This window comes from Streptomyces sp. SirexAA-E (genome assembly GCF_000177195.2).
Taxonomy (GTDB): Bacteria; Actinomycetota; Actinomycetes; order Streptomycetales; family Streptomycetaceae; genus Streptomyces; species Streptomyces flavovirens.
The window spans coordinates 425,512-448,102 of sequence record NC_015953.1 but is presented as its reverse complement, the minus strand read 5'-3'; the positions used below and the strand labels follow the sequence as shown (position 1 = coordinate 448,102).

Annotated in this window: 18 protein-coding genes; 13 read left to right on the top strand and 5 right to left on the bottom strand. The window is 72.4% G+C overall.

What is annotated here, in order from left to right; all coding sequences use genetic code 11:
* Positions 1-194: 194 nt before the first annotated feature.
* The 6 genes from SACTE_RS01880 (at position 195) to SACTE_RS01855 (ending at position 4,061) form a co-directional block, all read left to right on the top strand.
* On the top strand, positions 195-701 hold the full coding sequence (locus SACTE_RS01880; protein WP_026359056.1) for a SpoIIE family protein phosphatase: 507 nt from the start codon (positions 195-197) through the stop codon (positions 699-701).
* Between the two features lie 148 nt (positions 702-849).
* Positions 850-1,275: a DUF6221 family protein gene (locus tag SACTE_RS01875; protein WP_014044329.1), complete on the top strand. Its 426-nt coding sequence runs from the start codon at positions 850-852 to the stop codon at positions 1,273-1,275.
* A gap of 100 nt (positions 1,276-1,375) precedes the next feature.
* On the top strand, positions 1,376-1,702 hold the full coding sequence (locus tag SACTE_RS01870; protein ID WP_226995140.1) for a hypothetical protein: 327 nt from the start codon (positions 1,376-1,378) through the stop codon (positions 1,700-1,702).
* Between the two features lie 103 nt (positions 1,703-1,805).
* Positions 1,806-2,303 carry a peptidylprolyl isomerase gene (locus SACTE_RS01865; RefSeq protein ID WP_014044327.1) on the top strand — a complete coding sequence of 166 codons (498 nt, stop codon included), beginning with the start codon at positions 1,806-1,808 and terminating at the stop codon, positions 2,301-2,303.
* 236 nt (positions 2,304-2,539) lie between these two features.
* Positions 2,540-3,334, top strand: coding sequence for an SDR family oxidoreductase (locus tag SACTE_RS01860; protein ID WP_014044326.1), 795 nt, complete (start codon positions 2,540-2,542; stop codon positions 3,332-3,334).
* A 25-nt stretch (positions 3,335-3,359) separates the two neighbouring features.
* On the top strand, positions 3,360-4,061 hold the full coding sequence (locus SACTE_RS01855; protein WP_014044325.1) for a ribonuclease H: 702 nt from the start codon (positions 3,360-3,362) through the stop codon (positions 4,059-4,061).
* Positions 4,062-4,077: 16 nt separating this feature from the next.
* On the opposite strand, the gene SACTE_RS01850 is transcribed toward SACTE_RS01855, so the two are convergent.
* Complete coding sequence (locus SACTE_RS01850; RefSeq protein ID WP_309251013.1) at positions 4,078-4,599, bottom strand: ATP-binding protein; 522 nt, start codon at positions 4,597-4,599, stop codon at positions 4,078-4,080.
* 147 nt (positions 4,600-4,746) lie between these two features.
* Between SACTE_RS01850 and SACTE_RS01845 the strand changes: the two genes are divergently transcribed.
* The 4 genes from SACTE_RS01845 to SACTE_RS01830 all read left to right on the top strand — a co-directional run bounded on the left by SACTE_RS01845 (position 4,747) and on the right by SACTE_RS01830 (position 8,266).
* Complete coding sequence (locus SACTE_RS01845; RefSeq protein WP_014044323.1) at positions 4,747-5,595, top strand: helix-turn-helix transcriptional regulator; 849 nt, start codon at positions 4,747-4,749, stop codon at positions 5,593-5,595.
* 96 nt (positions 5,596-5,691) lie between these two features.
* The gene (locus tag SACTE_RS01840; RefSeq protein WP_014044322.1) at positions 5,692-5,946 is read left to right on the top strand and encodes a WhiB family transcriptional regulator; all 255 of its coding nucleotides are present in this window, start codon (positions 5,692-5,694) and stop codon (positions 5,944-5,946) included.
* A gap of 41 nt (positions 5,947-5,987) precedes the next feature.
* Positions 5,988-6,338 (top strand): YkvA family protein, encoded by a 351-nt coding sequence (locus tag SACTE_RS01835; RefSeq protein WP_014044321.1) that lies wholly within the window; start codon positions 5,988-5,990, stop codon positions 6,336-6,338.
* A gap of 26 nt (positions 6,339-6,364) precedes the next feature.
* On the top strand, positions 6,365-8,266 hold the full coding sequence (locus tag SACTE_RS01830) for a rhamnogalacturonan lyase (RefSeq protein ID WP_014044320.1): 1,902 nt from the start codon (positions 6,365-6,367) through the stop codon (positions 8,264-8,266).
* Positions 8,267-8,286: 20 nt separating this feature from the next.
* Here SACTE_RS01830 and SACTE_RS01825 read toward each other — a convergent pair whose 3' ends face one another.
* Positions 8,287-9,018, bottom strand: coding sequence for a VOC family protein (locus SACTE_RS01825; RefSeq protein WP_014044319.1), 732 nt, complete (start codon positions 9,016-9,018; stop codon positions 8,287-8,289).
* A 212-nt stretch (positions 9,019-9,230) separates the two neighbouring features.
* Between SACTE_RS01825 and SACTE_RS01820 the strand changes: the two genes are divergently transcribed.
* Positions 9,231-11,669: a GH92 family glycosyl hydrolase gene (locus SACTE_RS01820; RefSeq protein WP_014044318.1), complete on the top strand. Its 2,439-nt coding sequence runs from the start codon at positions 9,231-9,233 to the stop codon at positions 11,667-11,669.
* A gap of 235 nt (positions 11,670-11,904) precedes the next feature.
* Positions 11,905-15,180, top strand: a complete 3,276-nt coding sequence (locus SACTE_RS01815) for a LamG-like jellyroll fold domain-containing protein (protein WP_014044317.1) — start codon at positions 11,905-11,907, stop codon at positions 15,178-15,180.
* Between the two features lie 80 nt (positions 15,181-15,260).
* Here SACTE_RS01815 and SACTE_RS01810 read toward each other — a convergent pair whose 3' ends face one another.
* Positions 15,261-16,280 carry a LacI family DNA-binding transcriptional regulator gene (locus tag SACTE_RS01810; RefSeq protein ID WP_014044316.1) on the bottom strand — a complete coding sequence of 340 codons (1,020 nt, stop codon included), beginning with the start codon at positions 16,278-16,280 and terminating at the stop codon, positions 15,261-15,263.
* A gap of 185 nt (positions 16,281-16,465) precedes the next feature.
* Here SACTE_RS01810 and SACTE_RS01805 point away from each other — a divergent pair, with 185 nt between their 5' ends.
* Positions 16,466-17,305, top strand: a complete 840-nt coding sequence (locus SACTE_RS01805; protein ID WP_014044315.1) for a phytanoyl-CoA dioxygenase family protein — start codon at positions 16,466-16,468, stop codon at positions 17,303-17,305.
* Positions 17,306-17,378: 73 nt separating this feature from the next.
* Here SACTE_RS01805 and SACTE_RS01800 read toward each other — a convergent pair whose 3' ends face one another.
* Both SACTE_RS01800 and SACTE_RS01795 read right to left on the bottom strand, forming a co-directional pair.
* A complete protein-coding gene (locus SACTE_RS01800; RefSeq protein WP_014044314.1) occupies positions 17,379-19,730 on the bottom strand; it encodes a glycoside hydrolase family 2 in 2,352 nt (783 codons plus the stop codon).
* A gap of 32 nt (positions 19,731-19,762) precedes the next feature.
* Positions 19,763-22,204: an RICIN domain-containing protein gene (locus SACTE_RS01795; protein WP_014044313.1), complete on the bottom strand. Its 2,442-nt coding sequence runs from the start codon at positions 22,202-22,204 to the stop codon at positions 19,763-19,765.
* Between the last annotated feature and the right edge of the window lie 387 nt (positions 22,205-22,591).

Sequence of the window (22,591 nt, the reverse complement as noted above, 5' to 3'; positions counted from 1 at the left end):
GCCGTCGGCGGATACGTCGGCGGCGTCCACCTGCGCTCCGGGAGCCCGGGATCCTGCTGATGGCGGTGCCCGCCGGGCTGCCGGGCCGACTGACGCGCCCCTGGTGGCGTCAACCCGCTCCTTTCCGGTCGCGGAGGCCTACCGCTCCGGCCGGCCGGTGTACCTAGGTGACGCCGAGGAGGCCATGCGCCGCCGTGGTCACCGAGGAGCTGCTGCCCGCGTTCGGCGGCCGGCAGCTCGCCATCTGCCTCCAGCGCGAGCGGCGCCTCCACCTCGCCCGGGAGACCGAGTCCATGGAGAAGCCGGCCGGGGCCTGCCCGGGCACCCCCATGGACACCGGCGTGGGGGCCCGCGCCTTCCCGGCCTCGACCCCGGGCAGTTCGCCAGCTGCTGCCACGTGCTGCTCGACCCCGGCAGCGGGCGGAGTCGAGCTCGGCGTCGACCCGAAGGCGTCGTACCCGCCCACCGAGCTGTGCCTCGCCCCGGGGGACGTGCTCGCGCCGTTCACCGACGGTCTGGTGGAACAGGCCGGGGAGTACATCGACGAGGGCACCGAACGGCTGCGCACGACCTTGGCCGGGGTGGGCGGGACGCCGCTCGCCGAGGCGGTCGGCCGGGTCGTCGCACAGGTGGGCCAGGACGAGAACCGCCCCGACGACATCGCGCTGCTGCCGGCCGCACGCCCCGCCGTACCGGGCTGACGCGGACGTGGCGGCACACGGACGGTGTCCGGTCCCGAGTGCGTCCGAGACACGCTCGTGAGGCATTCTCTGCTGGTCGGGCAGCGGCCCGCCGCCGGTGCGCGTATATCGTCGTGCCTGCCTGTGACGGAGAAGGGTTCGCAACCAGATGGCAGACAACTCGGACCTGCTGGCTTTCGTACGCGCGCGCCTCGCCGACGAGGAGCGCGTGGCGCAGGAGGCCGGAGGGGACGGATGGCGGTGCCCCGCAGAGGTACCCGGCGAGGTGCACGACCGGACCGGAGGCATCGCCTTCGTCGTGCGGTCCCGCGGCTACGACCGCCACATCGCCCTCCAGGACCCGGCGCGCACACTCCAGCGCATCGAGACGAACCGGGTCCTGCTGGACGAGTACGAGGAGATCGCGTCCCTGGACACGGACCGGCCGCGGCAGGACTTCTCCTCGGGCCGGGCAGTGGGGCTGGGATTCGTCGTCCGGCAGATGGCCGCCGAGCACGCCGGCCACCCCGACTACCGGGTGAAGTGGCTGCCCCGGTTCTCCCACTGGGGCCCGTCCGGCGACCCGGAGGACTGACCACCGCGCCGCCGTCGGGCGCCGGATGAGTATCCGGCCGCGGGCAGGCTGAGTACGTCGACCGGTCCCGTGCGGACCGGCCGCTGGTCGAATGGGACGCATGGCCCGTGAAGCAGAGCGGCATCCCCGCGTCCAGAACCTCACCTCCGCCGGCACGGCGCTCGCCGTGACCCTGCTGCCGCTGGCCGTGGGCGTCCTGCTCGCCAGGGCGGTGCCGGTCGACCCGATGGCATCCGTGAACGCCCTGGTCACCGGAGGGGGGCAGCGTGCCCGGATCGCGCCCTCGCGCCTCGTCCTGCGGGCCCGCACGCGTGCGCTGCTCGCCCGCGGCGGGACCGCGGGGGTCCAGAAGGGCGCGGTCCCGTTCGTACGGCGGGTCCGTGTGGTCCGGCCGGGGGCGAGCAGCGGCGGCGGGGCCGCCACCTGAGAGCTCCCGCGCGCGGCGGCGGAGCCCCGCGGCAGCGCGGCGGGGAGCCGCGTCGGGCGGGGTCCGTGCACGGGGAAGCGGCCGGTGATGTCAGGATGGACCCATGACCATCAAGGCGTATTTCGACATCACCATCGACGACAAGCCCGCCGGGCGGATCGTGTTCAACCTGTTCGACGACGTAGCACCCAAGACCGCGGAGAACTTCCGCGCGCTGGCCACCGGTGAGAAGGGCTTCGGCTACGCCGGATCCCCGTTCCACCGTGTCATCCCGGACTTCATGCTCCAGGGCGGCGACTTCACCCGCGGCAACGGCACCGGCGGCAAGAGCATCTACGGTGAGAAGTTCGCCGACGAGAACTTCACGCTGAAGCACACCAAGCCCGGCCTGCTGTCGATGGCCAACGCGGGCCCGAACACCAACGGTTCGCAGTTCTTCATCACCACCGTCGCCACCCCGTGGCTGGACGGCAAGCACGTCGTCTTCGGTGAGGTCGCCGACGAGGACAGCCTGGCGCTCGTCCGCAAGATCGAGTCCTACGGCTCCCAGTCGGGCCAGACCAAGGCACCGATCGCCGTCTCCGCGTCCGGCGTTCTCTGAGCGATCCGCTCCGAGCGACCCGCGACACCCGCCGCGGGGCCCCCTTGCCGGGGCCCCGCGGCGTCGGCGTCCACGGGCTCCACGCGTGTGCTCCGCGCGGCCCGGGGCACGCGGACCGAGGGGCTTCGGAGCCTCGGCCCGCGCGACGACGGTGCGGCGGAGAGCGCGTCGGCCCCCGGACTGCCAGGGTGGAGGACGACACCCGCACCGTGGACGTGGGACGAAAGGACCGTCGTATGCGCATCGATCTGGCCGGCAGGACCGCGGTCGTCACCGGCTCATCCCAGGGCATCGGCCTCGCCGTCGCCACCGGGCTCGCCGAGGCGGGGGCCCGGGTCGTACTGACCGGGCGCGGCAGGGAGCGGCTGGACGCCGCGGCCGACGGGCTGCGCGGGAACGTGCCCGGCGCCGACGTCCTCGCGGTTGCCTGCGACCTGACCACGGAGCGTGGTGAGGAGCAGCTGTACGAGGCCGTTCCGGCCGTGGACGTCCTCGTCAACAACCTCGGCGTCTTCGCCTCCCGTCCGCCTCTGGAGATCACGGACGAGGAGTGGCGCACCTACTTCGAGACGAACGTGCTCAGCGCGGTCCGGCTGATCCGCCGCTACCTTCCCGGCATGACGGATCGCGGCTGGGGCCGGGTGCTGAACGTCGCGAGCGACTCCGCGATCGGGATCCCCGCCGAGATGATCCACTACGGGATGTCGAAGACGGCGCTGCTGGCCGTCTCGCGCGGCTTCGCCAAGGAGGCCGCGGGCACCGGGGTGACGGTGAACTCGGTGATCGCCGGACCCACCCACACCGGCGGCGTCGAGGACTTCGTCCGGGAGCTGGTCGGGGACGACCTGCCCTGGGACGAGGCCCAGCGCGAGTTCATGCGCCGCCACCGCCCGCAGTCCCTGGTGCAGCGGCTCATCGAGCCCGAGGAGATCGCGCACATGATCGTCTACCTCAGCTCGCCGCAGGCGTCCGCCACCACGGGGGCCGCGGTGCGCGTGGACGGCGGCTACATCGACTCGATCGTGCCCTGACCCGCCGGGCTGGCATGATCGGGGCATGGAAGACCGCATCATCGCCGCGTGTGACGGCGCATCCAAGGGAAATCCGGGACCGGCCGCCTGGGCGTGGGTCGTGGCCGACGCGCAGGGGCGCCCGCAGCGCTGGGAGGCGGGGCCGCTCGGCAGCGCCACCAACAACATCGCCGAACTCACCGCGCTGCGGGAACTGCTGGCGTCCACCGACCCGACGGTGCCGGTCGAGGTGCGCATGGACTCCCAGTACGCGATGAACGCCGTCACCAAGTGGCTGCCCGGCTGGAAGCGCAACGGGTGGAAGACGTCGGGCGGCAAGCCGGTGGCCAACCGGGAGCTGGTGGTCGAGATCGACGGCCTGCTCGACGGCCGAGGCGTCAGCTTCCGCTACGTGCCGGCGCACCAGGTCGACGGCGACCCGCTCAACGCGCTCGCCGACCAGGCCGCGAGCGAGGCGGCCGTCTCGCAGCAGGCGGCCGGGACGGCGTACGGCTCGCCGGAGCCGGTGCCGGCGCCCGCGCGGGCGACCAAAGGCCGCCCGGCGAAGAGCCGGGCAGCGACCGCTCCGGGAGCCTCCGGTGCGGGCAGGGCCGCGCGTGCCGGGGCGACGATCCGCGCGAAGTTCGCGGGCCGGTGCCACTGCGGGAAGCCGTACGCGGCCAAGGACATGATCGCGAAGAACCCCAACGGCTGGGGTCACCCCGAGTGCCGGACGGCGCCCGTCTGATCCGCCGGGCCGGCCTTCACAGGTCGGCCCAGACCAGCCGCCCGGACAGGCTGGTGCGCGTCCCCCAGCGGACCGCCAGGGCGTCCACCAGCATCAGGCCCCGGCCGTCCTCGGAGAGGGAGGCGAGGTCGAAGGCGTCCACGTCCGCGGGGACGTGCGCGCCGTCGGCGGACAGGCGCCCCGGTGCCTCGGGCGTCCCGCCCCGGACCAGTCGCCCGGAGGGCGTCTCCGGACGGCGGGGGAGTGGCGCGCGGGGCCCCGGAGGGGCGGCACCGGCGTCCACGGAGCGCGACGGCGAGGGCACACGCGCCCGCCCGCGGTTCCACACGCAGACGCGCACCCCGTCGGCCGACCGCAGGAGACGGCACCTGATCCGCCGCCCCGCCGTGTGCTGCACCGCGTTCGTGACCAGTTCCGTCACGACCAGGGCGGCCGTCTCGACGCGGTCACCGGGTTCGCCCCAGCCCCGCATCGCCTCCTGCGCGCGGTGCCTCGCTTCGGGGACGCCTTCGGGGAGGCGGGGGACCCACCAGGTCAGTGCGCTCCGGCCGCCGGCGTCCCCCGGGGCGCGCCGAGCACACGTGGCTATTTCCGACATGTATGTACTCTCGGTGCAAAGCGCACACTTTGCAAGCGACAGAATGCTCCAGCTCCTCCGATTCCGCACCACCGGGAAGGCACCCGCATGAGGCCCCGATCCGGCCCCACGGTCGAGCACCGTGTCCTTGCCGCGCGGCTGCGCACACTGCGCGAACGCGCGGGTGTGAGCCTCCAGGCGGCGGCCCGCGCCCTGGACGCGCACCCGGCGACCGTACGGCGCATCGAACGCGCCGAGACCGGGCTGGACGCCCGCCAGGTGCGCACCCTCCTGGACCGTTACGGAGTCCCCGCCGCCGAGGCCGAACCGATCATGACGGGCCTGGGCGCCGCCAATCTGCCCGGCTGGTGGCACGACTGGCGGGACGCCATGGAGTCCTGGCAGCAGGAGGTCATCGGCATCGAGTCGTCCGCGAGCCTGGTGCGGACCTGGCACCCCGCCCTCGTACCCGAGCTGCTGCGCACCTCCGCCTACGCGGCGGCCCTCTGCCGGACCCGGTACCCCGCCGACACCCCCGCCCGGCGGGACCGGCGCGTGGAACTGCTCGGGCAGCGGCAGCGGCGCCTGGCGGAACGGGGCGCCACGCTGTGGGCCCTGCTGCCGGCCGCCGCCCTGCACACCCGGGTCGGCGACGCCGGGGTGATGGCCGAGCAGCGGGCGATGCTGGCCGAGGCCGCGGACCGGCCGCACCTCACCGTCCAGATCGTGCCCCTCGACGCCCCTCCGCACCCCATGACCGCGGTGCCGCCGCTGCACCTGCTGCGTGTACCCGTCCCGGAGGTCGGCGACCGCGCCGTCCTGGAGACCCCCGGCGGCCGGGCGGACGTCGTCGACGATCCCGCCACCGTCATGGAGCACCGCATCCGGCTCGACGGCGCGTGCGCCGCCGCCCCGCACCCCGGCGCGCCCCTGCCCTACGACCCGCCCGCGCCGTGAGTCCCGTGGCCCACGATGGTTTCGACGGCCCGATGACGGTCACCCGCACTGTGTACGACGTCCGGCACGACTTCGGCACACAGGATGTGAGAGACCATGGACAACTGGCGCATGCACGCGGCCTGCCGCGACGAGGACCCCGACCTCTTCTTCCCCATCGGCACCACCGGCCCCGCCCTCGTGCAGGCCGAGGAGGCCAAGGCCGTCTGCCGGACCTGCCCCGTCCGGGAGCAGTGCCTGGAATGGGCCCTGGAGAACGGCCAGGACTCCGGCGTCTGGGGCGGCCTCGGCGAGACGGAGCGCAGGGCCCTCAAGCGCCGCTCCCGCCGACAGGCCAGGAGCCACGGATGAGACCTGCGGGCCACAGAGACCGGACGGGAGGACGATGAGGCATGGACAACACCACGGTCTGGCTTCTTCTCGGCGCGCTCCTCGCCCTGCTCATGGCGGGCACCGCCGTCGTCCTCCTCGTCCGCGTCCTCAGGGCCAGGAAGCTGCTCGTCGACGCGGGGATCCCGCTCCGTGACAAGGCGCTGGTCTGGGCGGCGGTGATCTACACGGTCTCCCCGGTGGACCTGCTGCCGGACCCCGTCTACCTCGACGACATCGGCTTCCTGCTGCTCGCCCTGCGCTCGCTGCACGGCGCCGCGCGGGCGGCCGGAGTCGGTACCCGCTCCGCCGCCGGCGAAAAGCGGAATGCGGCGGCAACCTTTCGGCGACCGGGAGCGACTGACGGGGCGTAACCCGCCCCCGGCAGAAGGTGCCTCTCGTGGAGCCCGTGCTTCCCCACCCCGAACCCCCCTCGCGCCGCCGGCGCCGCCTCACCCGCCGCCGAGCGCTGATCGGCTCCCTCGCCGCCGCAGTGCTCGCCGCCACCGCGATCGTCACCCTCGGCCCCGCCTCACAGGCCGCCACCGCACGCCAGGCCGAGGCGCTGGACCGCGGCGTCGTGAGCGTCCACACCGACAGCGGGAACCTCGTCAGCTGGCGCTGGCTGGGCACCGACCCCGACAACGTGGCGTTCAACGTCTACCGGGCCGGTACCAAGGTCAACTCCTCGCCGGTCACCGCGTCGACCAACTACTTCCACGCGGACGCCCCCGCCACCGCCGACTACACCGTGCGCGCGGTCGTGAACGGCGTCGAGCAGGCCGACTCCGTGCACGCGGTCCAGTTCCGCGCGGGCTACAAGGACGTGCCCATCAGCCCGCCCGCGGGCGGCACCACCCCCGACGGGGTCGCCTACACCTACGAGGCCAACGACGCGTCCGTCGGCGATCTCGACGGCGACGGCGCCCTCGACTTCGTACTGAAGTGGCAGCCCACCAACGCCAAGGACAACTCGCAGTCCGGCTACACCGGCAACACGGTCCTCGACGGCATCAGACTCGACGGCACCCGGCTCTGGCGGATCGACCTCGGGCGCAACATCCGCTCCGGGGCGCACTACACGCAGTTCCAGGTGTACGACTACGACGGCGACGGCAGGGCCGAAGTGGCCGTGAAGACCGCCGACGGCAGCGTCGACGGCACCGGCAAGGTCATCGGCAGCGCCTCCGCCGACCACCGCAACTCCTCCGGTTACATCCTGTCCGGACCGGAGTACCTGACGATGTTCAACGGCCTCACCGGTGCGGCGATGGGCACCGTCGACTACGTCCCCGCACGCGGCACCGTCTCCTCGTGGGGCGACTCGTACGGCAACCGGGTCGACCGCTTCCTGGCCGGCACCGCCTATCTGGACGGCTCCCGGCCGTCGCTGATCATGGCGCGCGGCTACTACACCCGCAGCGTCGTCGCCGCCTGGGACTGGCGGGGCGGCGCCTTCACACGCCGCTGGACCTTCGACACCAACAGCTCGACCAACACCGGCAAGGGATACGACGGCCAGGGCAACCACCAGCTCTCGGTGGCCGACGTCGACGGCGACGGCAAGGACGAGATCGTGTACGGCGCGATGGCCGTGGACGACAACGGCAGCGCCCTGTGGACCACGAGGAACGGCCACGGCGACGCCCAGCACGTCGGCGACCTCGACCCGTCACGGCCCGGCCTGGAAGAGTTCAAGGTCGACGAGGACAGCTCGAAGCCGTCCTCCTGGATGGCCGACGCGAAGACCGGGCAGATCCTGTGGTCCACCCCGGCCGCCGGCGACAACGGGCGCGGGGTGTCCGGTGACATCTGGGCCGGAAGCCCCGGCGCCGAGTCCTGGTCGTCCGCCGTCTCCGGCGTACGCGACCCGAAGGGGACCGTGGTCAGCAGCCGCAAGCCCTCCAGTACCAACTTCCTGGCCTGGTGGGACGGCGACACCACCCGCGAGCTCCTCGACGGCACCCACATCGACAAGTACGGCACATCCGGCGACACCCGCCAGCTGACCGCGGCCTCGGTCCACTCCAACAACGGCACCAAGGCCACCCCGTCGCTCTCCGGCGACATACTCGGCGACTGGCGCGAGGAAGTGGTCTGGCCGACCACCAACAACACCGCGCTGAGGATCTACTCCACGCCGTACGAGACCGGCACGAAGATCACCACGCTGCTCCACGACACCCAGTACCGCACGGCGCTGGCCTGGCAGAACACCGCGTACAACCAGCCGCCGCACCCCAGCTTCGCCATCGGCAGCGGGGCGCCCACCGCGCCCCGGCCGGCCGTCACCACGCCGTAGCCGTCCCGGGACCGGCGACCCTACTCGCCGGTCTCCGGGTCACGCCGGGTGAGGCAGTAGACGCCGCCCGCGGGGTCCCGCATCACCAGCCAGGCGGGGCCCCGGCGGACGAACGCGGCGCCGTGGTCCTCGTGCCACCTCCGGCCGGCGTCGAGGTCCGGACAGGCCACGTCCAGGTGGGCCGACGCGGGACGCGGCGCGGTCAGGCGCTGGACGATCAGACGGACCGGCAGGTCGAGGGCCGGACGCAGTACCTGGAACTCCGCGCGCTCCCCGGGAGCCGAGTCCCAGCCGGTCAGCTCCGACCAGAAGGCGACCTCGGACTCGAACGCGTCCGGCGCCACGTCCAGGCTGAGCTGATCCGCCCGGCCGCGTACCCCGCCGGGGCCGGTGACCACCGGCGGCCTGGTCCGCTGGCCGCGCCAGGGCACCAGACAGAACGGCATACCGCCCGGCGAGCGCAGCACCGTCAGCTCCGGCCGGCGGGACTCGACGAGGGCGCCCAGTCCGGTCGCCCGCGAGGTCACGGCGGCCATGTCCTCCACCGCGAAGTCCGGGTGCGCCCCGCCCGCCCCGCCGACGGCCTGCGTGGCCAGGCACGCGTCGGCCCCCTCGGCGAGCAGCGTGGTGAACTCGCCACGCTCGCCCCACGGGGCGGAAGCGCGTGTCCCCGTGACGGCGGCCCAGAAGGCCGTCGCCCGCCCGGCGGCCGCGGCGGGCCGGTCGACGAAGGCGTACGTCCAGCGAATCACGGTGCTCTCCACGGTCCGGGGAGTCCTGGCCTCCCATCGTGTCAGGCGGTCTGCTCCGCGACCCCGTTCACCACTCGTTCACCGGGCGCCCGGCTCCGGGGCATTCCCCCGCACGCCCCGGCGATCTACGCTCGGCCGTACACGGTCAAGCACGGCGGAGCCGGTCCCGCCGCTGCTCCGACAACGTTGTCAACCAGGAGGAGTACCGCGACATGCCACCCAGACGCCCCGCTCTCCGGAGGCTCGCCACCCGAGCCGCCGCCGTAGCCCTCGCCGGCGCCCTCGCCGGCGCCGTCACCCCGCCGGCCGCCCAGGCCGCCGCCCCGCAGGTCACCCGCCCCACGGCGTACGTGGATCCGCTGATCGGCACCGCGAACGGGGGGAACACCTTCCCGGGCGCCGTCCTCCCGTACGGCATGATGGCCTGGTCACCGACCAGCACCACCGGCGACCAGACCGGCACCGGTGCGGCCAACGGCTACGAGTACGGGGCGACCCGGCTGCGGGGGCTGAGCCTCACCCATGTCAACGGCGCGGGGTGCAACCCGGGCGCCGCCGGTGACGTGCCGATCATGCCGTTCGTCGGGGACGTCACCTCGTCCCCGTCCGCCGACACCAAGGACGCCGTCTACGCGGCCGACTTCTCGCACGACGACGAGCGGGCCGTCCCCGGCCGCTACACGCTCGGCCTGGACTCCGGCGCCGGTGTCGACCTCGCGGTGAGCGAGCGCGCCGGGGTGGCCGACTTCCGCTTCCCGAAGGACCAGCCGGCCAATCTGCTCTTCCGGGTCTCCAACTCCCTCAACGGCAGCGAGGACGCCGAGATCCACATCGACACCGCCCACCGCAAGGTGACCGGCTCGGTGCTCACCGGCGCGTTCTGCGGCCGGCGTGCCAACGGCGGTACGAACAACCGCAAGAGCTACTACCGGCTCCACTTCAGCGCCACCTTCGACCGTGCCTTCAGCTCCACCGGCACCTGGAAGGACAGCACCCTCGCGCCGGGATCCACCCGCGCGAGCGGCGGCGAGGGCTACGCCACCGGAGCGGACCGGGCGGGACGCGGCTCGGGCGGCTGGGTCGGCTTCGACACCTCCTCGGACGAGGACGTGCGGATGCGGATCGGCATCTCCTACGTCAGCCAGGCCGGGGCCGAGGCCAACCTCCGCCAGGAGATAGCCCCGAGGGCGGGCGTGGACGACGTCGCACGCGCCGGGGCGCGTGCCTGGGACCGCGAACTGGGGTCCGTGCGCGTCGGCGGCGGCAGCGAGGCGCAGCGCACCACGTTCTACACCGCGCTGTACCACGCGCTCATGCAGCCCAACCTGATCAGCGACCGCGACGGCCGCTACCCCGGCATGGACGGGGCGGCGCACCGCCTGACCCGCGGTCAGCAGGCCCAGTACAGCAACTTCTCCGGCTGGGACCAGTACCGGGCGCAGATCCAGCTCCTCGCGCTCCTCAAACCGGAGATCGCCGGGGACTTCGCGCAGTCGCTGTACAACTTCGCCCGGCAGAACGGCGGCGTCTGGGACCGCTGGGTGCACGTCAACGGCGCGACCCACGTGATGACGGGCGACCCGTCGGCGGCGACACTGGCCACCTTCTACGCGATGGGTGTACGGAACTTCGACTACGAGGGCGCCTTCGAGTCCCTGGCCAGGCAGGCCACCGTCCCGCACCCCGACGGGCTGTCGGACGCCGGGTGCCCGGGCCAGTGCACCGGCCAGCGGCCCAACCTCGCGCAGTACCTGGAGTCCCACTACGCCGCCCAGGACGTCTGCCACTGCTGGGGCGGCGCCGCCGAGACGCTGGAGGACGCCGTGGCCGACGCGGCGCTGGGCCGCTGGGCCCGGCTGCTGGGCCGGGACGACGAGGCCGCCGCCTTCGAGGAGCGCGGCCGCTGGTGGCGTAACGTCTTCAACCCCGAGGCCACCGACGGCTCCGGCACCACCGGCTACGTCCAGGCCCGCAAGCTCGACGGTTCCTGGGTGACACCGTTCAGCCCCGGCAGCGAGAACGGCTTCGCGCAGGGCACCAGCGCCACCTACACCTGGATGGTCCCCCACGACGTGCAGGGGCTGGCCGAGGCGATGGGTGGCCGGGACGTCGCGGCCGGGCGGCTGGACGCCTTCTTCCACAAGCCGGACGGGTCCTGGTCGGTGAAGGGCGGCGACGCCCTGCGCTACGACCCCACCAACGAGCCGGGCATCCACGCCCCGTGGCTGTACAACGCGCTGGGCCGACCGTGGAAGACCCAGGAGACCGTGCGGGAGATCGTGGACACGGTGTACGGCACCGGCCCGCGCGGTCTGCCCGGCAACGACGACCTCGGCACCATGTCCGCCTGGTACGTCTTCTCCGCGCTCGGCCTCTTCCCGCAGTCGCCCGGCAGCGCCACCATGCTGCTCGGCGCGCCGCTCTTCCCGTCCGCGGTGCTGGAGCGTCCGCGGGGGAAGGACATCACCATCAGTGCCCCGGCGGCCGACGCGACACATTCGTACATCGACGCCGTCCGGGTCGGCGGGCGCCCGAGCGACCGGTCCTGGACGGATGCCTCCCTGGTCACCCGGGGAGGGTCGCTGAGCTACCGGCTCGCGGACCGGCCCAACCTCCGATGGGCCACCGGACCTGCGGGTCTGCCGCGGTAACCATCCCGTGGCGCCTGTCCCGGGCGCCGGTGCGCGGATGCCGTCCGCGCACCGGCGCCCGGTGCGCCAGGGCGGGGCGCCGGAAGGGAGGGTGGACGGCCGACGCTTTTCTATCGTTGAAAATTCTCCGTGCACGACCGTTGTCAGGTGTTTGGGGCTGTGGCTCAATGTTCGACTATGTGCAGTGCCTCGCGGTCAGGGGCACTACGGCTTCTTCGATGAGGACGACGCCTTGATGCGACAACCAGCCCGTCACCGCACCCTGCTGAGAACGCTTGTCTGTACGGCAGCCCTGCTGCTGCCCGTCGGGGCCACGCTGGTCCCGGCCGCCGCCGCCCCCGCCCCTGAGTCCGCGAGCGCCGCCGGTGCGGCCTTCGGGGCGAAGAACCCCGCCACCGAGGTGCACGGCCTGAAGGGCGAGTACTTCTCCATGTCGGCGCCCGGCGCCCGCGACTTCGCCGAACTCGGCGGCGTGGCGCTCGACCCCGACATCAACTTCCCCGGCCTGACCGGTGAGTTCCAGTCGACCACGGGGAAGACCGAGCACACCACCGCCCGCTGGACCGGCCGGATCGAGGCCCCGGAGACCGGGGACTACACGTTCTACGCCACCGGTGACAACGGCTTCCGGCTCTTCATCGACGGCAAGGCCGTCATCGACCACTGGGAGCCGGACTGGGACAAGGAGCAGACCAGCGCGCCCCTCACGCTGAAGGCGGGCGAACAGCACGACTTCAAGCTGGAGATGTTCCAGGACACCGGCGGGGCCAACATGTTCCTGCGCTGGTCGAGCCCGAAGCTCGCCAAGCAGATCGTGCCCGAGTCGGCGTTCACCCCGCCCGCCGACTTCGAGGTCTACCCGGTCGGTCTGCGGCTGGGCGAGGACGGGCGCAAGCTGCGCGCCACCTTCGACGGCCCCGTCCGTGACATCCGGGGCGTCGCGGACCACCTCACCGTCGAGGCCGACACCACGCCGATGCCCGTGAAGTCGGTCACGCAGGCCCCGGGTGACTCCAGGACGCTGCTCGTCACCCTGGGCGAGGCCGTCCAGAAGGACCAGCGGGTCCGCTTCGCGTACGACGGCGAGGGCGGCCTGAAGGCGGGCGGCGAGAAGGTCCCCGAGATCACCCGCCGCGCCGAGAACCGCTCCACCCAGCGCCTGCTCACCCCCTGGGGCGAGAAGGTGAACGCCAAGAAGCCGCTGCCCGAGTACCCGCGTCCGCAGCAGGTGCGCGACCGGTGGCAGAACCTCAACGGACCGTGGGAGTTCGCCGGGGCGAAGGCGGGCGAGAAGCCGGCCTTCGGCAAGAAGCTCGGCGAGCGCATCACCGTGCCCTACCCCGTGGAGTCCCAGCTCTCCGGGATCGAGCGCCACGAAGACCACATGTTCTACCGCAAGCTCGTCACCGTCCCCAAGGGCTGGAAGGTCGGCAAGCGCGACGGCGAGCGCCTGAAGCTCAACTTCGGCGCCGTCGACTACCAGGCGACGGTCTGGGTCAACGGCAAGCAGGTCGCCACGCACACCGGCGGCTACACCGCCTTCAGCGCCGACATCACCGACGCGCTCAAGGGCAGCGGCTCCCAGGAGATCGTCGTCGCGGTCACCGACACCACCGGCGACGACCAGCCCACCGGCAAGCAGTCCGCGAACCCCAGCGGCATCTTCTACACCGCCTCGTCCGGCATCTGGCAGACCGTCTGGATGGAGCCCGTCGCCCCCGCCGCCGTCGACTCCCTGACGACCACCCCCGACATCGACAAGGGCCGGCTCGCCCTGACCGTCAACTCCGAGGACGCCTCGAAGTCCGCCCGGATCACCGCCGTCGCCCGCGACAAGAAGGGCAAGGTCGTCGGCAAGGTCACCGGTGCGGCCAACCGCGAGCTCAGCCTGCCGGTCGCGAAGCAGCACCTGTGGACACCGGACGACCCGTACCTCTACGACCTGGAGGTCACGCTCCAGGACGGCCGCTCGAAGGACACCGTCGACAGCTACTTCGGGATGCGCTCCTTCGGCGTCGCCGAGGTCGGCGGTTACCAGAAGCTGGTGCTCAACGGGAAGCCGTTCTTCTCCCTCGCCCAGCTCGACCAGGGGTTCTACCCCGACGGCCTCAACACGGCGCCCAGCGACGCGGCCCTCGTCTTCGACCTGAAGGCGCAGAAGGACCTCGGCTTCAACTCCGTGCGCAAGCACATCAAGGTGGAGCCCGCCCGCTGGTACTACCACGCCGACAAGCTCGGACTGCTGGTCTGGCAGGACTTCGTCTCCGGGAACATCACCGGCGAGAAGGGCCAGAAGGCCTTCCTCGACCAGGGCGCCGAGATGATGGAGCAGCTGCACAACTATCCCTCGATCGGAGCCTGGATCGTCTTCAACGAGGGCTGGGGCGAGTGGGACCGCACCGAGACCGGGAAGATCACCGAGCAGGTCCAGGCCGCGGACCCGTCCCGGGTGGTCAACGCCCACAGCGGTGTCAACTGCTGCAACTCCAAGGGTGACTCCGGCAAGGGCGACATCATCGACCACCACGACTACAACAACACCGACCCGGCCTTCCCGGACGACAAGCGCGCCGCGATGGACGGGGAGCACGGCGGCTTCACCCTGCGGATGCCCGGACACATGTGGCCGGGCGCGCCCACCGCGATCTACAGCGGTGTGGCCGACAAGGACGCCCTGACCGCCAAGTACGTCGAGAACACCCGCACGTACTACCTGGAGGCGGCCGGCGCCGAACTCTCCGGCTCCATCTACACCCAGGTGACCGACCTGGAGAACGAGCTCAACGGCCTCTGGACGTACGACCGCCGTGAGATCAAGGTCGACCCGGCCAAGGTGCGCAAGATCAACCGCGAGGTCATCGCCGCCGGTGCCGCGGCCGGTGAGCGCGACGCCCTCAAGGGCGGCGGCTCCTGGTCCCTCGACGAGAACAAGGGCACCAAGGCCGCCGACAGCGGCCCGAACCGCAAGCACCTCACCCTGACCGAAGGGACGTCCTGGACGCCGGGCGTGCACGGCTCGGCGCTGAAGTTCGACGGCGCGGGCCGGTACGCCCAGACCGACGGGCCGGTCGTCGACACCACCGGCGACTACACCGTCTCGGCCTGGGCCTCGCTCGACGCCCTTCCGGGCAACTACGCCACCGTCGTCAGCCAGGACGGCCGGCGCCAGGAGAACCCCTTCTACCTCCAGTACGGGCAGGGCGCGTTCGCCTTCTCCACCCCCGGCGCCCACCGGGCCCGGCTGGAGATCACGCCCGAACTCGGCCGCTGGTACCACCTCGTCGGCGTCCGCAGCGGTGACCGGATCAAGCTCTACGTCGACGGCGCCCTCGCCGCGACCGAGACCGCCGGGTCCGCCGACGTCAGCAGCGGCCCGCTCTCCGTGGGCCGCGCCAAGTGGTCGGGTGGGAACACCGACTTCTGGAACGGATCCATTGATCAGGTGCGGGTCTACGACAAGGCGCTCACCGACCAGGAGGTGAAGACGCTCCACGACGGCGAGAAGCCGTAGGGCCCCCGGCCCAGGACCGCTCCCGGCGGCGCGCGTACGGACCGCGCCGCCGGGAGTTCCGGCCGCCCGGACACCGACGCTCACACGGGGGTGGCCGCGCCCCCGGTGCTCTCCCGCACCAGCAGACGGTGCGGAACGACGATCCGCCGGCCCGGCAGCGTGTCCAGCCGGCCGAGGACGCGCTCGGCCAGACACTGCACCGCCCGCTCGGCGATCTGCTCACGGTCGGGGGCGACGGTGCTGAGGGACGGGGTGCAGAACCGGCCGTCCTCGATGTCGTCGAACCCCATCAGCGACAGCTCCCGCGGCACGTGGACCCCCTGCTCGGCGGCCGCCCGCAGGGCCCCCAGGGCGAGTTCGTCACTGAAGCAGAACACCGCGTCGGGCCGCCCGGCCGTCGCGAGCAGCTCACGCATGGCCCGCGCTCCCTCCGCCCTGTGCAGATCGGTCACCTCCACCTCGGCCACCGGAGACAGACCGGCCTCGGCGAGCCCCTGCCGGAACCCCTCGGCGCGCAGCTCCGCCGTCCCGTGACCCAGCCCGGACTGCAGGCCGACGGCGGCGATCCGGCGGCGGCCGGCGGCCGTCAGATGCCGAGCGGCGGCCCGGGCGGCCGCCACGTTGTCCAGGGCGACGTGGTCGATCGAGCCGTGCGGTTCCAGCTCCCCGAGGACGACCAGCGGCAGGCCCCCCGCCAGCGAGGCGAGTTCGGCCGGGGAGGTCGACCACGGGCTGATGATCATCCCGTCGACCTGATGGCCCTGTGAGCCGTCCAGCAGCCGCCGCTCCAGCTCCGGCCGCCCTCCGGTCCGCTCCAGGAGGACCGTCCAGCCGCGCTGCTGGGCCGCGTCGATCAGATGACCGGCCAGCGCGCCGAAGTAGGGGGAGTGGATCTCGGGTACGGCCACGCCGACGAGCCCGGTGCGGCCCTGCCGCAGGTTGCGGGCGGCGAGATTGGGGCGGTAGCCCAGCTCCTCCACCGCGGCCATGACCCGGGCGCGGGTCGCCGGCGCGACGGTCGCGGTGTTGCTCACGACGTTGGAGACGGTCCGCACGGAGACGCCGGCCAGCGCGGCGACGTCCTTGAGTCTCGCAGCCATGGTGGATGTGCTCCCGTCCTTCTTCGGGATGCACCGTAACAGCCGCTGCGCACAGCAGGCCGCGCTCCCTCTTGCCACGTTGATTGCAACGTTGCAATATGGGCGCTGCGGGTGCCGGGACGAGGCGAGGTCCCCCTCTCCGGAGCCGGCCCGCCCCCGCGCCCACTCCTGGAAGGACTGTGACCATGCACGACTCCGCGACCGTTCCCGTCACCACCGCACACATCGAGACCGCCGTGCGCGACCTCCACACGGCCGGGATCACCGCGTGCCGTGGCGCGTTCGAGCCCGAGTGGGCCGACCGGATGCGCGAGGACATCGAGGCGGCCTTCGCCGAGGCACGCGGCCGGGAGGGCGGCGCGGTCGGGCGGGGCCCCCACCGGTACTACGTGGAGATCCACCCCGAGCAGCTGGGCGGCTTCGTGGAACTCGTCGACCATCCCTGGGTGCGGGCGGTCAGCGAAGCGGTCCTGGGGCCCGACTACCGCATCGTCGAGCTGGGCTTCGACATACCGCTGGCCGGTGCGGTGAACCAGCCCTGGCACCGGGACTTCCCGATGCCGGAGGAGACCCGCCGGGAGCGCCGGCTGACCTCCCTCGCCTTCAACCTGACAGCCGTCGACACCCGGGAGGACATGGGCCCGCTCGAGATCGCGCCCGGCACCCAGTGGGACGACGACGCGCGCTTCGGCCACGCGATGTTCCCGCCCCGCGAGGACTACCCGCGCTACGCCGCGCTCGCCGAGCGGAAGTACCCGCGGCGGGGTGACGTCTCGGCCCGCTCGGCGCTCACGATCCACCGGGGGACGGCCAACCACTCGCCCGACCCGCGGCCGGTCCTGGTCCTCGGCGTCGACGCGCCGGGCGCCGGGAACGACGGCCACCACGACATGGCGGTCACCCGGGCGTTCCGGTCGTCCCTGCCCGACCGGGTCCGGGCGCATCTGCACTGCCCGGTGGTGGAGGAACTGACCCCCATCGTCCAGAAGCACACGATCGAGGGCCTGGTCATGGGAGACGCCTGAAAACGCGGGACGCAGGCGGGAGCCCGGTGGCGGCCCGCTGTGCGCGGGGCCGCCACCGGGCCCGGGGTGGGTCTCAGGGCGCCCAGGGCGCTTCCACGGCCCAGGTGGTGTCCTCCGTGAACAGGGCCTGCTCGTCCCACGCGTGCGTGCCGCCGGGTGTGGCCAGCCATACCTCGGAGCCGATGTGACGCAGGTAGCTGCCCGGCAGGTTCGCGCTGGTCAGCCGTACGCCACCGGAACCGGCGACCGCGCACCAGGTCGCGTCCGCCTTGAAGAGGGCCGAGCCGTCGTTCGCGTCGCGGCGGACCCGGAAGTCCTTGTGGCGCAGATACTCACCGGGGTAGTTGCGCGACTCGAAGGAGTAGCAGGAGCCGTTGGCCAGCCCCGTCACGACCTTCCAGGTGGCGTCGCTCTTGAGGACGGCCGGACTGCTGCCGTCGACGACCGCGGTGAAGGCCAGCTGGTCGTAGTGGCGCACGTACTTGTCCGTGTGCCCGGGGGTGGTGACCCGGAGCGACCTGTACTGGCCGGTGGGCAGGGTGACCGGCGGTGCGGGGTTCTCCGACGCCTGGACGAGGGCCTGGTTGGCCGCCCTCACCCGGGCGGTGTCCACCTTGACCACCTGGCGGTCGTAGGTGAGCAGGCCGTTCACCTCGTTCTCGACATCGGTGATCTCCGTGTAGACCGAGGCCGAGAGCCCGGCGGGCAGCTGGCCTACGCGGATGGCGTCGATGAGCCCGGTGAACCGGTTGTTCAGGGCCGCGGTGCTCGCCTGGTCCTCGTAGCTGAAGCCGTTGCCCGGGGACCACTCGTGGCCCGGTACCTTGTAGCCGAGACCGCCGAACTCGCCGAGGACGGCGGCCCTGGTGGAGGTCGGGGCGGTGTTGCCGGGGCCGACGTAGACGTGGTTGTCGACCACGTCCCCGTTGCCACCGTCCACGGAACCGCAGCAGTTGACCCCGCTCATGTTGTTCACCAGCCGCGACGGGTCGTACGCCTTCACCTCGTTCGCGATCCGGGCCTGGTCGTACTGCCCCCAGCCCTCGTTCTGGTCGACCCACATGACCAGGGAGGGTGAGCTGCGGTGCTGGTCGATGACCGCGTGGTACTCGGCCTCCCACTGGGTGCGGGCCGGGCCGTCGGGCGTCTTGCCGGTGTCCATCGCCGGCATGTCCTGCCAGACCAGCAGGCCCAGTCTGTCCGCCCAGTAGAACCAGCGCTGCGGCTCGACCTTGATGTGCTTGCGGACCATGTTGAACCCCAGGTCCTTGTGGGCCTGGAGGTCGTACCTGAGCGCGGCGTCGGTCGGCGCCGTGTAGATGCCGTCGGGCCAGTAGCCCTGGTCGAGGGTGCCGGTCTGGAAGACGAACTTCCCGTTGAGGACGGGGCGCAGGACGTTGTCGACCTCGGCGACCGCGATGGACCGCATGCCCGCGTAGCCGCCCACCGTGTCCACGGCGGTCGTACCGTCCAGGAGTTCGGCGCGCACGTCGTACAGGAAGGGGTCGTCCGGGCTCCACAGGCGGGCGTTCGGGACGGGAACGGCAGTCTCCGCTCCCGGCGCCCCGGTCGCCGTGCCCACCACCGTGCCGCCGCTGGAGACGGTGATCCGGGCGGTGCGGCCGGCCGCACCGGCCGCCTGCACCTTGACGCGCAGGGTGCTGTCGCCGAGGTTCGGCGTCATGTCCAGGCGGGTGATGTGCGCGGCGGCGACCGGCTCCAGCCAGACGGTCTGCCAGATGCCGGAGGCCGCCGTGTAGAAGATTCCGCCGCCCGGGTGCGGGTCCACGTCGTTGATCCGCTGCTTGCCCACGGCCTGGCCGCCGGTCTGCGTCGGGTCGTACACCGAGACCACGACGGTGTTCGTGCCGCCGTTCAGCTGGGGCGTGATGTCGTACGAGAACGCGTCGAACCCGCCCTTGTGCGCGCCGACCTGGGTGCCGTTGACCCAGACAGTGGTCTGCCAGTCGGACGCGCCGAAGTTGAGCACCGTACGGCGGCCGTTCCAGTCGGACGGCACGGTGAAGGTGCGCTTGTACCAGAGCTTGTCGTTCTCGGTGATCTTCCGCTTGACGCCCGACAGGGCGGACTCGGCGACGAACGGGACCCGGATCTGCTCGGTGAACGCCGCCGGCTGACCGGCGTCCCGGCCCGTCACCGCGAAGTCCCAGATGCCGTTGAGGTTGGACCAGTCGGGGCGGGTGAGCTGCGGGCGCGGGTACTCGGGCAGCGGCTTGTCGACCGGGACCTGGTTCGTCCAGGGCGTGGTCATGGGGGAGGGCTTGGGCGACCAGGCGGCGGGGGCGGCCTGGGAGGCGGAGGCGCCGGCGCCGACCAGGGCGGTGGCGACGAGGGCCAGCAGCCCAGAAACGGCGGTCAGCCGTCTTGACCAGGGCCTGCGGCCGGGCGCGTGTGCGGGATTCATCGAACGGACTCCTTTGTCGGGTGACGAGCTGGTCACAGCAGCTTCCAGAGGTGGTCGTCCGTGCCGGAATCGGCGAATTGCACGACGTGGGCGCTGTCGGCGGTGGACATGAGGTCGACGCCGAGGACCTTGTCGGAGTGGCGGTTGAGGATGCGGTACCAGCCGTCGGCGTCGGGGACGAGGCGCCAGAGGTGGTCGGCGGTCCCGTTGTCGGTGAACTGCACGACGTGGGCGCTGTCGGCGGTGGACATGAGGTCGACGCCGAGGACCTTGTCGGAGTGGCGGTTGAGGATGCGGTACCAGCCGTCGGCGTCGGGGACGAGGCGCCAGAGGTGGTCGGCGGTCCCGTTGTCGGTGAACTGCACGACGTGGGCGCTGTCGGCGGTGGACATCAGGTCGACGCCGAGGACCTTGCCCGAGTGCCGGTTGCCGATCCGGTACCAGCGGTCGGCGAGCCACGCCGTGCCCCGCGGGTCCGCCGTGGGAAAGGAGGAGACGCGCAGCCGGGCCGCCCCCATCGGCACCAGCGTGACGTCCTCGACCGGCTCGGTGCTGCGCGCCGGGGAGGCCTGGAGCGGTGCGACCACGTGCTCGTCGTCGGCCGTCCACTCCGGGATCCTGCGGGCCCTGGCCGTCATGCTCAACGGGGTGCCGCCCAGCGTGAACGGGTTGGAGCCCACCGCCCGTTCGGTGCGGGGCCGGAAGGAGGCGGCCGGGTCGCGGGCGTCGAGCACGAGCCCGTAGTTCCACGGCCCGGTCGCGTGCACCTCGTACTCGGGGAACCGGTCGGTGCCGCCGATGCGCCGGTACTCCTCGCCGATCCGCAGGGAGTACGTCAGCGGGCCGCGGTCGACGCTCACCGAGCCGTGGTTGCCCTCCCAGGTGCGTACGGTGGTCCGCTGCGGGAAGCGCAGGACGACCCGGTCACCGTCCGCCCAGGTGCGCTCGATCCGGGTGAAGGCGGGGCCGGCGGGCGCGTCCACCCGGCTGCCGTCGACCTCGACGACCGGGTCGGCGCACCAGGCGGGGATCCGCAGCACGAGCGGGAAGCGGAGCGGCCCCGGTGCGCTCAGGGTCAGGGCGACCGTGTCCGTGAACGGGTAGTCCGTCTCCTCGGTGAAGGTGACCTCCGTGCCGTCGGCGACCTTCGCCGTGACCTCGCAGGCCGCGTACATCGCGGCGGCGAGCCCGCCGTCCGGGGTGGCCAGCCACAGCTCCTCGGTGAAGTAGGGCCAGCCCATGCCGTAGTTGTGCGGGCAGCAGCGGTACTGGTCGACGCCGGGGAGGTACGCCTGCATGGCGAAGCCGTTCTGGAACTGGCGCCGCCTCTTGGGCGCGTTGTCCAGGTCGACGCTGTTGGCGCTGGTGATGTAGTGGACCGCCCTGCCCGAGGGGTCCAGCGAGGCGGGCAGCGAGTTGAAGGCGAGCTCCTCGCAGCGGTCAGCCCACAGCGGGTCGCCGGTGATCCGGGTGAGCAGCTGATGGCTCGCCATGAACTCGACGATGCCGCAGGTCTCGAAGCCCTGCCGGGGGTCGCCGCGGCCGTCGCGGACGTTCTCGTCCCCGGCGAAGCCGCCGCCCGGGAACTGCCCGTAGGGGGTCATCGCCCTGGCGTACGTCCCGTAGGTGTCGCGGGTGTCCTGGGCGTAGCCGCTGCGCAGGGCGTACTGGGCGGGTTCACGGAAGCCCTGGGCGATGTTGACGTTGTGCGGGTCGACCAGGTTGTCGCCCCAGTCGGCGCCGTACCGGTGGATGGTGTCGGCGAGATCCAGCAGAAACGTCTCGCCGGTCCGGTTGAACAGCCAGAAGACGCTGTCCAGTCCGTCGCCCCAGCGCAGGGCGATCCAGCTGGTGTCGAAGGCCCCGCGCCCCTGCACGCTCATGAAGCGGAAGAACCGGCTGAGGAACGGGACGATCCGGGCGTCGCCGGTGTACTCCTGCCAGGAGCGCAGCGCCTGGACGAGCGGCAGGAACGGCCAGAAGTCGGGGCCGCCGTTCAGTGACGTGCGCAGGGACTTCGGGCCGAAGAACCCGTCGGGCTGCTGGGTGGCGAGGACCGCGTCCATCCAGCGGCGGGTGGCCGCCAGCGCCGTCGCGTCCCCGGTGACGATCGCCAGGTCGGTGTACCCCCGCAACCAGTAAGGGAGTTCCTCCCAGCCGTCGTTGTCCGGGTGCACCCAGCCGGAGGTGGTGAAGTCGAGGAAGTGCGAGAACTCCTCGTACCGGCCGCAGAGTCCGTCGAGCTGGAGCCGGAGCTGTCCCGCCAGCCAGCCGCGGGCGGTGACCCGGCCGGGGGGCAGTCGCAGGAACGCCGTCGGGTGCAGGGGCGCGGCGTTGGGGGAGTAGTGGCCGCCGCGCGCGGCGAGGGCGGTGTGCCCGGAGGCGGTCGCCGTGGTGGCCCAGCGGCCGCCCGCGGTGGCCGTCGCGGCGGTGAGCAGGGCGCCGGTGAGGAGCTGTCGTCGGTTCAGGGGCATCGTGGGGGGCTCCGCTTCTGCCTGGCGGGAGGGGGATGCGACCGGCCGGAGTGCTCCGGCGCATGACGAGGGCCGCCGCCGCGCAGGGGGTGCGGGGACACGACAGCAGGCTTGCAACGTTGGAAAACTGGCGTCGGCGGTATGACAGCACGCCGTCAAGTCCCTGTCCATAGGAGGCGCGACAGCTGGTGCGAAGTGATCCCGGTGCCGGGGGCCGCCCGGCGCGACACATTTTGGAAACGCGGCGACAACTCTCTTGCCGCCCGTGCCGACCCGCCTATATAACGTTGTAAACCGAGCCGCCGAGAGGCCGCACAGGCCCTCATGACCGCCGTTCGCGCAGCTCGCGACGGGGTCGTGAGGGGCGCAGCGCCATCTGCCGCCGAG

Coding starts and splice junctions, on each gene's coding strand:
- SACTE_RS01845 (WP_014044323.1), top strand. CDS start 4,747: ATGAGGCCCCGATCCGGCCCCACGGTCGAGCACCGTGTCCTTGCCGCG.
- SACTE_RS01835 (WP_014044321.1), top strand. CDS start 5,988: ATGGACAACACCACGGTCTGGCTTCTTCTCGGCGCGCTCCTCGCCCTG.
- SACTE_RS01855 (WP_014044325.1), top strand. CDS start 3,360: ATGGAAGACCGCATCATCGCCGCGTGTGACGGCGCATCCAAGGGAAAT.
- SACTE_RS01805 (WP_014044315.1), top strand. CDS start 16,466: ATGCACGACTCCGCGACCGTTCCCGTCACCACCGCACACATCGAGACC.
- SACTE_RS01810 (WP_014044316.1), bottom strand. CDS start 16,280: ATGGCTGCGAGACTCAAGGACGTCGCCGCGCTGGCCGGCGTCTCCGTG.
- SACTE_RS01800 (WP_014044314.1), bottom strand. CDS start 19,730: ATGAATCCCGCACACGCGCCCGGCCGCAGGCCCTGGTCAAGACGGCTG.
- SACTE_RS01815 (WP_014044317.1), top strand. CDS start 11,905: ATGCGACAACCAGCCCGTCACCGCACCCTGCTGAGAACGCTTGTCTGT.
- SACTE_RS01865 (WP_014044327.1), top strand. CDS start 1,806: ATGACCATCAAGGCGTATTTCGACATCACCATCGACGACAAGCCCGCC.
- SACTE_RS01860 (WP_014044326.1), top strand. CDS start 2,540: ATGCGCATCGATCTGGCCGGCAGGACCGCGGTCGTCACCGGCTCATCC.
- SACTE_RS01870 (WP_226995140.1), top strand. CDS start 1,376: ATGGCCCGTGAAGCAGAGCGGCATCCCCGCGTCCAGAACCTCACCTCC.
- SACTE_RS01795 (WP_014044313.1), bottom strand. CDS start 22,204: ATGCCCCTGAACCGACGACAGCTCCTCACCGGCGCCCTGCTCACCGCC.
- SACTE_RS01820 (WP_014044318.1), top strand. CDS start 9,231: ATGCCACCCAGACGCCCCGCTCTCCGGAGGCTCGCCACCCGAGCCGCC.
- SACTE_RS01875 (WP_014044329.1), top strand. CDS start 850: ATGGCAGACAACTCGGACCTGCTGGCTTTCGTACGCGCGCGCCTCGCC.
- SACTE_RS01840 (WP_014044322.1), top strand. CDS start 5,692: ATGGACAACTGGCGCATGCACGCGGCCTGCCGCGACGAGGACCCCGAC.